The sequence below is a fragment of the Streptomyces graminilatus genome (assembly GCF_001418565.1).
GTDB lineage: Bacteria > Actinomycetota > Actinomycetes > Streptomycetales > Streptomycetaceae > Streptomyces > Streptomyces graminilatus.
Genome location: NZ_LIQQ01000011.1, coordinates 51138 through 63728 on the forward strand (window position 1 = coordinate 51138; position 12591 = coordinate 63728).

At 66.8% G+C, this 12591-nt stretch carries 12 protein-coding genes; 2 read left to right on the top strand and 10 right to left on the bottom strand.

Features of this window, described 5'->3' with window-relative positions:
• The first annotated feature begins 154 nt into the window (after positions 1-154).
• Positions 155-844: a 2'-5' RNA ligase family protein gene (locus AOK08_RS01285; protein ID WP_338400111.1), complete on the top strand. Its 690-nt coding sequence runs from the start codon at positions 155-157 to the stop codon at positions 842-844.
• On the opposite strand, the gene AOK08_RS01290 is transcribed toward AOK08_RS01285, so the two are convergent.
• The 3 genes from AOK08_RS01290 to AOK08_RS46315 all read right to left on the bottom strand — a co-directional run bounded on the left by AOK08_RS01290 (position 831) and on the right by AOK08_RS46315 (position 3657).
• Positions 831-1946: a hypothetical protein gene (locus tag AOK08_RS01290; RefSeq protein WP_241826761.1), complete on the bottom strand. Its 1116-nt coding sequence runs from the start codon at positions 1944-1946 to the stop codon at positions 831-833. The two genes, AOK08_RS01285 and AOK08_RS01290, sit on opposite strands and share 14 nt — an antisense overlap.
• Before the next feature lie 161 nt (positions 1947-2107).
• Complete coding sequence (locus AOK08_RS01295) at positions 2108-3229, bottom strand: phosphotransferase enzyme family protein (protein ID WP_241826762.1); 1122 nt, start codon at positions 3227-3229, stop codon at positions 2108-2110.
• 11 nt (positions 3230-3240) lie between these two features.
• On the bottom strand, positions 3241-3657 hold the full coding sequence (locus AOK08_RS46315) for a hypothetical protein (protein ID WP_198539067.1): 417 nt from the start codon (positions 3655-3657) through the stop codon (positions 3241-3243).
• A gap of 387 nt (positions 3658-4044) precedes the next feature.
• Between AOK08_RS46315 and AOK08_RS01305 the strand changes: the two genes are divergently transcribed.
• Positions 4045-4434, top strand: coding sequence for a hypothetical protein (locus AOK08_RS01305; RefSeq protein ID WP_055522747.1), 390 nt, complete (start codon positions 4045-4047; stop codon positions 4432-4434).
• Positions 4435-4511: 77 nt separating this feature from the next.
• On the opposite strand, the gene AOK08_RS01310 is transcribed toward AOK08_RS01305, so the two are convergent.
• The 7 genes from AOK08_RS01310 to AOK08_RS01340 form a co-directional block, all read right to left on the bottom strand.
• Entirely contained in the window at positions 4512-5510 is a 999-nt protein-coding gene (locus AOK08_RS01310; RefSeq protein ID WP_055522749.1) for a thioesterase domain-containing protein, read from the bottom strand.
• Positions 5507-6520 (bottom strand): beta-ketoacyl synthase N-terminal-like domain-containing protein, encoded by a 1014-nt coding sequence (locus AOK08_RS01315; protein WP_055522751.1) that lies wholly within the window; start codon positions 6518-6520, stop codon positions 5507-5509. Before AOK08_RS01315 ends, AOK08_RS01310 begins: the two co-directional genes overlap by 4 nt.
• Positions 6517-7650, bottom strand: a complete 1134-nt coding sequence (locus tag AOK08_RS01320; RefSeq protein ID WP_055522753.1) for a beta-ketoacyl synthase N-terminal-like domain-containing protein — start codon at positions 7648-7650, stop codon at positions 6517-6519. The genes AOK08_RS01315 and AOK08_RS01320 overlap by 4 nt, the downstream gene beginning before the upstream one ends.
• Positions 7647-9425, bottom strand: a complete 1779-nt coding sequence (locus AOK08_RS01325) for an AMP-binding protein (RefSeq protein ID WP_338400112.1) — start codon at positions 9423-9425, stop codon at positions 7647-7649. The genes AOK08_RS01320 and AOK08_RS01325 overlap by 4 nt, the downstream gene beginning before the upstream one ends.
• Positions 9426-9597: 172 nt before the next feature.
• Positions 9598-10374 carry a TIR domain-containing protein gene (locus tag AOK08_RS01330; protein ID WP_055522755.1) on the bottom strand — a complete coding sequence of 259 codons (777 nt, stop codon included), beginning with the start codon at positions 10372-10374 and terminating at the stop codon, positions 9598-9600.
• A 97-nt stretch (positions 10375-10471) separates the two neighbouring features.
• Entirely contained in the window at positions 10472-11188 is a 717-nt protein-coding gene (locus tag AOK08_RS01335; RefSeq protein WP_055522757.1) for a uracil-DNA glycosylase family protein, read from the bottom strand.
• A 133-nt stretch (positions 11189-11321) separates the two neighbouring features.
• Positions 11322-12545 (bottom strand): class I SAM-dependent methyltransferase, encoded by a 1224-nt coding sequence (locus tag AOK08_RS01340; protein ID WP_157876519.1) that lies wholly within the window; start codon positions 12543-12545, stop codon positions 11322-11324.
• Positions 12546-12591 lie beyond the last annotated feature (46 nt).

Here is a 12591-nt window from a genome sequence, read left to right on the forward strand (position 1 = left end):
CGGCCTCCGCGTCGGTTGTGTGCCCGCCGGTGAGCCGGCCGGTGCTGTTTCGTCGTCTCGCCCTGGGGCAGTGAGGAGAACCGTGGCGCCTCGGCTGGTAGTTGACGAGCGGGCATTCCCGCCGGCACCCCCGTCTGACCTTGACGACCCCCGTGTGATCGTCGAACACGACTGGGCGGCCTTCTCGGCCGTCGCCCGGATGACCGATCACTGGGCCCGGCCGGGATGGCCCGACGGCGGCCGCGTGTACTACTGGATGCTCACCCTTGCCGATTCCCCGAGTCTGGTCAGCCGGGCGCGGCACTGCCAGAGCGCATTGGCGCACCTGGGCATGGACCCGATTCCGGACGACGGGCTGCACGTGACGATGACGCGGATCGGCGACACCGCTCACGTCCCGCCCACGCAGATCCGGAACCTGGCCGCCCTGGCCGAGCATCTGCCCCTCGACCCGTTCCAGGTTCGTGCCCATCCGCTGGCCGGATCGCGGGGCGCGGTGCGCTTCACGCTCTCGCCCTGGACCCACTTGGTCCGGCTGCACGCGGCGCTCAGTGATCTCGGGGGCCGTGCCGGTGTGCCGGGCGGCTTGCCCACCTCTGCTTTTCGGCCTCATCTGGGCCTCCAGTACAGCAACCGTGATCAACCAGCAGGTCCTGTGATCGAGAGCGTCGCGTCCCTCTGCTCGCTCGAGCCCGTGCTCCTCGACATCACCGCCGTGGACCTTGTCGAGCTTCGCCGCACGGACAAGCCCCGACGCGCCTACCGCTGGGACGTCCTGCACCGCATCCGCCTCGGCCCGCAGCAAGGTGCCTCCGCCGAGGCGGACTTGTTCAGACGTCGGTGACCCGGAAGGCAGCCGGCTCGGAGCGGCGGCCGTTGACGTGGATTTCGAGCGCGTAGTCCCCGGGCACGAGCGCCACGGTGGCGGTGGACTTCAGCACGTGCCGCTTGCCGAGTTCGATCGACTGCCCGGCCTGGATCTCGGTGGTCTTGAGGACATAGACCTTCTGCCGCCGCTTGCCGGTCTTCGTAGGCGAGTCGACCACATAGTTGACCCTCACCTTCGCATCCCCCTGAGCGGTCAGGTCGGCAGCGAACACCAGAGTCTCTCCGATACGCAGCTCGGACCGGTCGAGGCGGATGGGGGAAAGCTCAACGGGCGGGTCGCTCGGGTAGCCGAGGAACTCATAGGCAACGTCATCGCCCTTCTTCAACCGGCTGCGCAGGGCCTCGCGGGCGAGGAAGTCGAATTCCTTCTGCGTCGCCTGTCCTGCGGTCCGCCAGCGGGCGAGCGTTTGGAGGACCAGGTCGAGGTTGGTGTCTGCGATGTCGTGCAGGTGATTGGCCACCGACTGCGTCACGAAGCGGCTGGTGTCGGCGTGGAGGCGGTCCAGCACCGGTAGCCCGGCGTCTTCGTCGAGGGGAATGTTGACGGACCACGGCAGCCGCGGACGGGTGGATTCGCTGGCCAGGCGCCGCACCCGGTGATCGGGATCCTCGGTCCAGGTCTGGATGACCTTGAGCGTTTCGGTGGGGAAGTCCCGGATGAAGTACCGCATCGCGTCCTCGGCCGAGAAGTACGACGTCAGGCGCCGTAGCGCCTCGAGCGCCTGCTCGAGGTCCGCTCCCGTGCGGCAGTACTCCGCGACGAAGTGCGAGTGAGGGGCGTACACATACAGGCCGAAGTCGACCTCCACCCCGGCGTCCTGAGGTGTCGCCGGCAGCGAGCGCAGCAGCACGTCGGCGGCTTCGAGGCCGCCGACCGGGAGGTGGGTGTGCAGGGCTTGGCTGGTGCGGGCGATCCTCGCCTTCAGACCGAGCCCGGGAAGGTCGCCGAGGACATCGTGTGCGAAGGCTTCCGCGTCGAACTCGGGGCAGGCCGCCTGTACTTCCCGGCCGATCCGGTTGATGCGGGTCTCGCTGAGGGCGTGTTCCTTCTCGGCCATGGACCGAACCATAGCCGGGAGCACCGCCTACGGGCCGGGATCTCCCGCCCTGTCGGCGGCCGAGTTGGGCGGGACTTACAGGATCGCGATCCGGTAGGGCAGCCGGTGGTGTCGGGTGCTGTCGCACGGCGAGGCGGTGCGTGGCCATGAGGGCCATGAATTCAGCGAAGAGTGTCACGCAGGACCTCCTCCAAGACAGGTAGCCGGTCCAGCAGCATCAGATCTGCCTCATGCCGCGCCCGCCCGTAGGACTCAAGTGCGGCGTCGACGATGTGCGGTCGTTTCACTGGTGCCGAAAACGGAAAGGTCGAGCAGAGCACGGCTGCACAGCCGACACGAAGCGACGACAAGAGGTCGTCTGCGGACACCTTGGGGTTGGCGTCTCGATAAGCCAGGGCGAGATCGATGTATCCGGTAAGCCAGCTCTCCACACCGTTGGCCAACACGCTGCTGGGGTCACAGCCAAGACGCGCGATTTCCCAGGCGAGGTACCAGGGTGTGGGCGGTCGGAAGTCCACGAACGCGGCGACCTCGTCGTCCTTCAACAGGACGTTGGGGCCGGCCAGGTCGCCGTGCAGGACCTGGACCGTCAGCTGTGGAAGCGAAGCGAGGATGCGCTCGACGCCCCCCAAGAGGGCTTGCCGCTCACGCGCCGCCTGCAGCGCCCACGTCTCGAACTCCCCAAGCCTGGGCCTCTTCTGGAACGCGAGAATCAGACTCTCGAAGCTGTCACGTGCGGTGGCTACGTCGCACACCGCAGTGCCAGGTTCCAGGGTGGGTACGGCGGCGGGGTGAGTGGCGAGTCGGCTGTGGAGGCGGCCCATCGCTGTGCCGACGGCTGCCCATCGTGCACCGGTCAGGGTGCCCTCGGCAGTCTCGGTGTGCGGCACGTACGACCACAGGGACATCGGCAGGCGGCCATGGGTCGCGAGGAGTTCGTGCTCGCGCGTGCGGGTTGCCCGCGCGGTCGCGACTCCTCCGTCGGCGGCGTACTCGGATAGTTCGACCGATGCCCGTTCCAGATCCAAGCTATTTCGAGTGCGATAGACCTTGACGAAGTGCCGACGGCCCGTCTGGTCCACGATGGCGTAGTTGTCCGTCGCGGTGCCTTCCGGGATTCGCGTTATTTCTGCTGGGTGCAGTCCGTACGCGAGCACCAGCGTGTCGGCGACCGCCATGATCTGCTCCTCCTCCGCGGTGCGGCCGGGTGTGGGAGGCGCGGCGACGGGCTTGGTGGCGGGCTGGTGAGATGCGGTGGACATGGTCTCCTCGTCGAAGCGCACAGCGATAGTGGTCAGATGATGAGCGGGCGGCAGGTGGTCGGGTCGATCAGGACGCGGGCACGGGGGTGCCGGTGAGGTGTTCGGCCCGGCGGGCGATGTGCGGGGTGAGCGTGGGGTGGACACCTCTGCTTCAGGCCCTGCAGCAGCTGGCCGAGCGCGACCCGCTGGGCGTCACGTCCGGGCCACCGGATCACCAGGCGGCAGTGTTCCTTGTCCAGGGTGTCGACTGGAGGCACCTGATCGTCGGGCGTGCCGGCCGGATGGACCGTCAGGATCGGATCGACGTGCTGGCGGTTGTACTCGGCGCGCACGTGACGGTCCCAGGACCGGACCGTGGCCGCCAGGTGCTCAGCGAGCTGCGGCGGGCCGCGCCGGGTGCAGCGGGGCCGCAAGATCGCCGACGGACAACGCTCCGTCAATGCGGTCATCTGATTGCGCCTCCCTCGTTCGGGTTGTCGCGGTGCTGGCCACGGGAGTTGTCACCGTCCCGGGCGAGACGGGCAACGCGGTCGGTGACTTCGCGGTCGGACCGGCCGACCAAGCCGACACCGCGACCCCCTGCCGCGTGACTCGGCTGATCGAGGCGGTGCACGCGGCAACCGACACTGGACCGTTCGTGGCGAGGTGACCAGTTCGGCATCTCTCAGGCGGGGTGGTGTAAGGCCGACGGGCGGGCGCCACGACGTCGGGTCGGGATGCTCGTCGCATAGAGTGCTGGCGCGAGGGTGGCCATGGCGTTCGCCGTGAGACGATCTTGGACACCCTTGTTCTCGTCTCCGCAGGCCTTCCTCGGGCCGCACCACCAGGAGGAACCAGTGTCGTCCCCGCAGCTGATCACCCCCGAGGAGAAGCTCGCCGATGCGAAGAAGCAGCTGAGCTTCCCGCGTATCGTCGCGATCTGCGGCTCCACTCGTTTCATGGCCGAGATGACCGAGGCCGATGTGCGGGAGACCAAGGCTGGAAGGATTGTCGTCAAGCCGGGTTGCGACCTGAAGTCGCCGCACGAACTTTGGTCCGATCCTGTCGAGGCCGAGGCGCTGAAGATTCGACTCGACGAGCTGCACCGGTCGAAGATCCTGCTCGCTGATGAGGTGCTCGTGGTCGGCGACTACATCGGAGACAGCACCCGGGCCGAAATCGCCTACGCCCGGTCGCTGGGCAAGCCCGTGCGGTTCACGCACCCCGAAGTCGACCCCGACGCCTGAGGGCCCACCCCCACACCCTCCGCGGGCACCCCTTTGGGATTGATCACTTGGCGGGTGGCGGGGTGGTGAGAGCGAGCTCAAGGAGCGGCGGAACGCATCGCGGCCGTGATGGCGACAGCGAGAGGCTGCTGGTGGTTCATCAAGTAGAAGTGGTCGCCCTCGTACCTCTCGAGTCCGCGGAAGTGCGTCGTGAACGCTCGCCAGGCGAGCAGGCGGTCCTCGCCGATCAGCTTGTCGCGGCGGCCCCCGAATACCGAGAGAGGAACGGGCAGCGGCTCGGGGTTGCGGGGAGGGGCCCAGGTGTCCACGAGTTTGAAGTCGCTGCGGAACACCGGGGCGAACTTGTGCCAGACGGCGTCGTTGTCGAGGAGCTGGGGTGGGCTGCCGCCCACGCTCCGCAGCCAGCGGCGCAGTTCGTCGCCCGACATCAGGTGAGGGCGGCCGTCTGCGTCGGCCTCACCTCGCGGGGCGCCGTAGGCGGACATGCCCAGCCAGGTGGGGAGCGGGTCCCCCTGGCGGAGGAGTCGGCGGGTGAGCTGGTAGGCAATGAGTGCGCCCATGCTGTGGCCGAAGAACCCGAAGGGCCGGTCGAGCAGTGGTGCGATGGCGGTGTGGAAGTGGTCGACCAGCCGGTCGCAGTCGTCGATCAGCGGCAGTGCCTGCAGGTGGCCTCGGCCGGGGGCCTCCAAGAGGCAGAGTTCCCAGTCCTGGGGAAAGTGCTCCGCCCAGCCCCGGTAGAGCAGGTGTGAGCCGCCGGCGTGGTGGAACATGAACAGGCGCGCCGCTGGTTCGCTCAGCGGCCTCGGGCGGATGAGCGGGCTAGCCGGCGTCTCGCCGCCGAGCTTGGAAGTGAGGAAGGCGTGCAGCTCAGCGAGGGTGGTGGCACCGCTGACGGCCACGGCGTTCTCCGGGACGCCGTACGCATTCTCCACGCGGGTTGAGATCTCGAGCATCAGCAGCGAGTCGATGTCGAGCTCGTGAGCGAAGTGCGCCGCGTCGGTGACCTCCTCGGGATCGGTCTCCAGGACGCCGGCTATCAGAGCGCGGAGATCCTCGATGTTCAGCGCCGTGGTCATGGGTGTTGTCCTCGTTCCTGCGTGGATGGACGAATGGCCGGCCACGGGGTCAGCAGCAGAGCGCCCGTCGCGTCGTGGCGAGGGCCTCCGGCCGTGGCGAGCACGTTCCCGGTGGCGCCGCTCTCCAGATGGGCAGCCGCGGCAGCGCACTGCAGGACACCGAGCGCCCCGGACAGCGGGCCCAGCTGGGATTCCAGGTCGATCCGGCGAGTGGCTGCGAGCAGATGGCCCGCCCCGGCACCCGCCTCGTCCACGAGCCACAGTCCGACGGATTGCTCCTCGGTCACGCCGGCGGAGGCCAGCGCCGCGGCGAGGTTCCGGGCCCGTGCGTAACCGGTGATCGTGGCGCGGGGCCGTGCGCCGCGGGAAGCGGCTGCGTCTACGGGTTCGAGTACGACCGCGACCGCCGCGTCGGTGGACTGCTCGCCGAGGACCTTCGTCACTACGCCGTTGGCTGGTTCGGCGCCGACGACGACGGCTGCTTCGGCGCGTCCGGCCACGATGAGGTTCCGGGCCCAGGAGAGGGCGTCCAGACCGCTCGTGACGCCGTTGCAGACGGTGAGGTTGGGGCCGCGCAGCCTGTAGCGGATGGCCACCCAGCCGGCGATGACGTTGCTTGATGTCTGTGGCAGGCCCAGGGGGCTGAGGCCCATGACGCCTGCTCTGGCGATCGTGTCGGTGGCTTCGCAGACGCTGTCCGCGTTGCCCAGGTTGGTGCTGACCACGACGGCGGTCGAGTCAGCCGCGCCCGTGAACGTGGCGTCGGCGTCGGTAAGACCGGCGTCGTGGAGGGCGAACTCGGCGGCGCGCAGGGCGAGCCGGGAGGCACGGTCCTTGTGGCGCAGCTCGCGTCCGCTGAGTCCGGTTGCGGGGTCGAAGCCGCCCTTACCCGGCAGGGGTCCGAGGAGGTCGCCGTACGTCGCGACACCGGGGAGCGCCAGTCCGATGCCCGTGACGACGACCTCCCGGGCGCTCGGGTTCCTTGTGTGCGTGGTGCTCGTCGCGCTCATCGGGCTGCCTCCACAATCGCGACGGCGTTGATGCCTCCGAAGCCGAAGGCGTCGATCTGAGCGATGGCCAGGTCGCCGGCTGCGGGGGAGCCCTGCACCAGGCCCAGTCCTGCGGCCTCGGAGATCGGATCGGCGAGTCCCAGGACCGGGGGTACCGTCCCTTCCTTCATGGCGAGCACCGCCATCACGAGGCTGAGCAGTCCCGAACCGCCCAGGGTGTGGCCGGTCATCGCCTTGATGGCGGTCATCCGCGGACCGGCTCCGGCGCCCTGGAAAATGTGGCGCAGGACGCTCGACTCCGTCAGGTCGTTGCGAGGGGTTCCGCTGCCGTGCAGCATCACCAGGTCGATGTCCTCCGCCCGCACCCCTGCTCTGCTGTAGGCGTCCCGCACCGCACGGGTGATGCCGTCGGGGTCGGGCGCGGTGGCGTGGTGAGCGTCGCAGTTCATGGACACACCGCGCACCCGGGCGTGCACGGGCCCGTTGCCGGTGCCAGCGCGCTGGACGACGACGGCGGCCGCGCCCTCGCCCATCAGCATGCCCTTGTGCGTGGCGTCGAAGGGGCGCAGCGCGTCGGGGATGTCGTTCTGCACCCGGTCGAGCGTGCCGAAGCCGCTCTCGGTTGCGGCGTCGGTGCCCGCGACGACGACCGTGTCGGCCATGCCGAGGTCGATCATGTCGGTGGCCATGCCGAGCGCGTATAGCGTGGCTGAGCAGGCGTTGGCGAAGGTGTACGTGGTGGACGCGCCGAAGACCGCCTTCAGGGCGGTGCCGAAGTGCAGGTCCTCGAGGGCAACTTCCGCGTCGTCACGCCACCACAGTTCGAGGCTGCGCTGCTCACGCATGGTGGTCCCGACCAGCACGGGAACCTGGGACAGGTCTTCGCCCAGGCCCGCGTCGGCGGCTGCCTGGCGAACGACGGTGGTGAGCCAGCGGGTGGCGCGCCGCGGGATGTCGCCGCCTTTGGGGCGGTCGTCGATCTCGTAGGCGTAGGCCGCCCTGTACTTGTCCGGGTCGAACGCTTTCAGGGGCTTGCGGCTCTCCTGGCCCGCGCACAGCGCGGCGAAGATCTCCTGGGGGCTGGCACCGATGTTGGCAACGGCCGCCATGCCCGTGATATCCCAGGTCACGGTTGTGCAGCCGCCTTCCTCAGCTCGAAGGCGGCCAGCTTGCCGGTCGACGTGGTCGGCAGCTCGTCGAGGAACTCCAGACGGGCGGGCCGCTTGTAGGAGGCAAGGCCGCTACGGATCGCGGCGGTCACCGTGCGCCGCACCACGGCCTTGTCGGATCCCGGCCGGGCCACCAGATAGGCCACGGCCTGCTCCAGGCCATCGGAATCGCGGCCGCCGACCACCACGCAGTCCTGGACCCCTTCAGCACCGCGGATGACGCTCTCGATCTCACTCGGCACGACCTTGTAGCCGCCCAGGTTGAGCAGGTCATCGGCGCGGCAGAGATGGGTGAACGTGCCGTCCGGCGCACGGCGCACCACGTCGCCGGTGTAGGCGCCACCGTCGGCGAAGGTGACCGCCGCGGCCTCCGGCCGGCCGATGTAGCCGAGCGCGACGGTCGGGCCGGCGATGTGCAGTCGGCCCTCCTGACCGTCGGCGACGGGCGTGCCGGCCGCGGCGCGGACGGTCGCGGTGATCCCCGGCACCGGGACCCCGAAGCTCCCCGGACGGTCTTCCCCCGGCGGCGTGCCGACGACGATGTAGAGCACCTCCGTAGCGCCGAGACCGTTGAGCAGCTCGGCCCGGAAGGCGGCGCGGATCCGCTCGCTAAGCGGACCCGGCAGATTCTCGCCCGCCGCCACGCACAGCCGCACGGAGTCGGAGGCGAGCGCCGTCCCGGAAGCGTTCAGCAGCGCGGCGTACAGCCGTGGGACGGAGAACAGCACGGTAGGCCGGTGGCGCTGCATCGCGGCGACGAGTGAGTGCACGTCGACCGTGCCGCTGATGAGCGCGACGCACGAGCCGGCCGCCAGAGGGCACAGGACGGAGCTGCCGAAGCCATAGCCGAAGGACATCCGGGCGCTGGACAGCACGGTGTCCTCAGGAGTCAGCGCCAGTACCGTGCCGATGCCGTCGGCCATGGCCGCGATCGCTCCCGCCGAGTGCCGCACCCCCTTGGGCATGCCGGTGCTTCCAGAGGTGTACTGCACGAGCGCCTCACGCTCCGCACTCCATGCGACCGGGGGCCCCGCCTCCTCCGGGCGCCGTGCGGGTCCGGCCTCGGCCGTCTCCAGAGCAGCGCGGACGTCGGCGCCGGCGAACCGGGTTGTCGTCGCGAACAGCTCCTCCAGGGCACGCTGCCGCGTGGGAGCTGCTGCGTCCAGGTGCACCATCGCGGCGGCGCAGTCTGCGGCGATGTAGCGGACTTCGTCGTCCGTGAGCACCGGGCTGATCACCACGGGGACGCAGCCGTGCCACCACAGGCCGAGGACGGCGACCACGGTCGCCACGGAATCGTCGGCGACCAGGAGGCCGCGGGCGCCCTCGGGCACGCCCGCTGCCCGCAGGGCGCCGGTGTACCCACGTGCCGCCTCCAGGAGGCCCGCGTAGGTGATTTCCCCGGCCTGGGGGTCGAGGTAGCTGGCCCTTTCGCCGCGGCCGGCGGAGACATGGCACGCCACTAGGCGGTCGATCAGGTCGACGCCCTGGGGGCTTGTCGCCCGCTCGCCGAGCACGGACAGCGCGGCATCCAGGCTGGTGAGGGCTGCCGCTTCCTCGGCGGACAGGGCTCCGTACTCGCGCTCGATCGCGACCACGATCTCGACCTTCTCCAAGGAGCTCATGCCGAGCTCCTCATAGAACAGAGCACCAGACTCGATAGCTTCCTTTTCCACCTCAAGGACAGACGCCACGATCTCTCGCAGCCTGTCGCGCACTATGTCGATGGGTTCCACCGGCGAGGGTCCTTTCCGTATCTTCGTATCCGAGAAGCGAGATCTGGGTGGACAGAAAGAGGATGAGCCGGAGACCTGCTCCCGAGACTGCGCGCCGTTCGCCGAAACGCCGACTCGTTCCGGTCGGGGATGCAGGAACGAGGTGCGATGCTGCAGCCCTCAGCGGGTGTGCTCAAGAACCCAGGCCCACCTCACAGGGGAACAGGACAGACACGCCCCGGGGCTCCTCCGTGAAGATGACCCTCTTGGAAAGCGCGGACATGAAGCCGAGCTCGAAGATGGTGCCGTTCCCGACGAGACCGCCCGGGTTACACACGACAACAGCGTCGGATTTCCGGAACGCGTCCATGTGCACGTACTTGTGCCGCCACGTGTCGCGTTCGTTCTTCAGTAAATCCTGGTAGTCGAAGAGGATGAAGTCGGAGCCCGCGGTTTCCGGCTTGATCCTTGTACTCCGAGGGCTCAGCACCACGGTGCCGCTCTCTCGCAGACGGGCGATAGTGCCCTCGATATACCCCAGGGACTGCTGGAAGCTGCCGCAGACAACAGCAGTCCGGAACTCCCGCCGGATCAGGCCTTCCACCATGTCGTTCGAACCGCACGCGGACAAGCCCGTTTCCAGGTAGAACCGCTCCAGCTCCGGCCCCACTATGTTGAAATAGAGGCCGGTGTCGACATAGATGCTGTTGACCAGTGCGACCGCTTCCGGCTGCGGGAGCCGCTGGAAGACCCCGGTGGCGTACAGTCGCGTTCCCTTGTTGTCAACAACCTCGCTGAACTCCTTGAGCCCGGCGCAAAACTCGCCGACCCTGTCTGCCAGCACCTCGCCGACGAGGCTGTCTCCATACGCGAGCCGCTCCCTTTTGAGTAGCTTCAACTCGCCGCTCTGGAAGCGGTAAACACTAACGCGTTCCGAGTCGAAGTGGACCAGGACCCTGCCTTCTGTCACCAATGTAATGTTCTCCTTCTCGTTCCAGCGCGTTGGGAGCACACGGCCTTCGTCGAATCAGCTGAGAGGTTGACGAGCATTCCGGAGGACACCACGACTAATCGCCTTCTCCGCGCAGAGCGCTGAGGTACTTCTCGGCGAATTCTTCCTCTCTGTCCCGATTGTATTGAGTGATGAAACGCGGGTGCTCCAAGGGCACGATCCTTTGGAAGAAGCGCTGGCCCTCGTTTACCTTCGAGAGGAACTTGAAGTTCTCGCCACTGCCAATGCAGTAGCACACCGAGGTGTCGGTACCGAATGCCAGCTGGCGTTCCAGGGTGTCCACGAGGAAAGAGTGCAGGAGCTCCAGCAGCTTCTTGTTCTCGTAGTAGTTGCAGTTGACCTCGTTCCTCTTGTGGTTCGTTCTCACCAGGCCAAGAGGGCACACAAAACTCATTACGAAGTCGGCATAAAACTTGTCGCGGCCCCCGTAGCGCCTGATGACGTCGTGCAGAAACCCGGCGGAAGGCCGGCTCACCGCATAGCCGTCGACATCGACGCCCGTTTCGCTTTCGAGGAGCTTGGCGTCTTCGAACGGGACCCCGGTCACGGCCGTGCCGCGTCGGGCGGGCGAGCTCCCCAGTACCAGACGGCGCGGCTTATCGTCGTCGTAGTACTTGTGGTAGAACGCGGTCGTCACCTCGCGGACACGCTCCTGCTGGGGTCCGGTGAACGGATTGATGACCGTGAATCCGGGAGGCAGTTCAAGCGTCGTTTCCGCGAGTTCCTCGTTGAACTGCAGAATCCGACGGGCAACAGTCACTGGCCCGTTCATTACAGAAGTCCTTCCTTCGCGCTGGTCGCTCTGGATAGTCCGGTCGCTCCCTCCCGGCCGTCTGCGATTCAGCCTTCCCGCAGAACTGATGGGACGTCGTGAACGTGGCTGGCTGGAGGGGCGGTGGGAACCTTTAGGCGGTGACAGCCGACAGGTAAATCTCGGTACTTGTTGGGAATATTCGGATATCTTTAAATCCAGTACAGTCGAGCTCCGCACCAATCAGATTGGCTGTGTCCATCCCGCGATAGAGGTCGACGAACTCCGTGCCGGGGATGATCAGTCCTGGCACGACGCAGCCCCGCTGAGTATACAGAAATCCGTTGGCCACGGAGACGATAATCACGGCACCGGGCTTCAGTACTCTGTGCGCCTCTGAGGCCGCCGCGGACGTGTCAAAGAACGACGAGTTGTACGTTCTCAAGGACACATACAGGTCGAAACTGTTCTCCGGTAGGGCAGACAGGTCTTCGGCGCTAGAGACGACAGTTCTCGACGAGGGAATGCGTCCGCCTATATTCGCAAGGCCACTTTCCGCGATGTCAACAAAGGTGATCTGCGGGCAATCGGAAAACAAAGCCGCTGCTTCGTGACCGGCTCCGACGCCGACGTTGAGGATGTTGACGGCAGACAGCGACCTTGTGGACGACCTCCTGTAAACCGATATGAAGTCGTCCATCCACCTCACGTTGGCGGCACGAGCGTCGTACGCGTAGTCATAGGTACCGTACTTCGCGTCAAACGCTTCGGACAGTGCGTCGTTTACGGCGCGATCAGCTTCTTTGTACTCGATCCCATACCTCTGGCAGATCAGAGAAGCGAGCGCAATCCTCCCCCTGTTCTCATTGACATCATTCCTGGAAAGCGCGAACCCCCTCGACCTCAGCCCGGTGGAGACGGCTTCACTAATGCGATGTGTGGAGTAGTGGGGGTTGCACTCGATATTCTGCTCGCTCACTGCGTAGAGGTGTCGATTCTGTTCGAGGATCTCGCGCTGCAAATCATCGGGGAAGCGGCGTGCATGACGTCGCGCGGTGACGGGATCGTCATCGAGGTAACTCGTCAGCGCGGGGTCTGGCAGACCGATATAGACCCTGTCGATGCGTACTTCCTTCAAGAGTTCGGCGAGCTCAAACGACGAGGCCGCTGACAGGGTGTTGATCGTTAGATATACGCTGTGCGCGCTGGATGTTCCGAGTTCTTGAATCCTGCGCCGCAGACTTCGATACCAGGATGCGCCGCGTACTTCTCCCTCGAAGGCGGAGCAAATCAGCTCGTTGTGTTCAGAAACGAGCGCAACGCCGACTCGCCGACCTGATTGTGGCGCCTTTTGTGCGACGCTGATGGCGTAGTTCATCCAATAGGTACTGTTTGGGCTCATGTGGGCCTCGATGTCTCACCTT

Bases quoted from the DNA above. Each gene is read 5' to 3' on its own strand.
- AOK08_RS01290 (WP_241826761.1), bottom strand. From the start codon at position 1,946: ATGGCCGAGAAGGAACACGCCCTCAGCGAGACCCGCATCAACCGGATC.
- AOK08_RS46315 (WP_198539067.1), bottom strand. From the start codon at position 3,657: ATGACCGCATTGACGGAGCGTTGTCCGTCGGCGATCTTGCGGCCCCGC.
- AOK08_RS01310 (WP_055522749.1), bottom strand. From the start codon at position 5,510: ATGACCACGGCGCTGAACATCGAGGATCTCCGCGCTCTGATAGCCGGC.
- AOK08_RS01315 (WP_055522751.1), bottom strand. From the start codon at position 6,520: ATGAGCGCGACGAGCACCACGCACACAAGGAACCCGAGCGCCCGGGAG.
- AOK08_RS01335 (WP_055522757.1), bottom strand. From the start codon at position 11,188: ATGAACGGGCCAGTGACTGTTGCCCGTCGGATTCTGCAGTTCAACGAG.
- AOK08_RS01340 (WP_157876519.1), bottom strand. From the start codon at position 12,545: ATGAACTACGCCATCAGCGTCGCACAAAAGGCGCCACAATCAGGTCGG.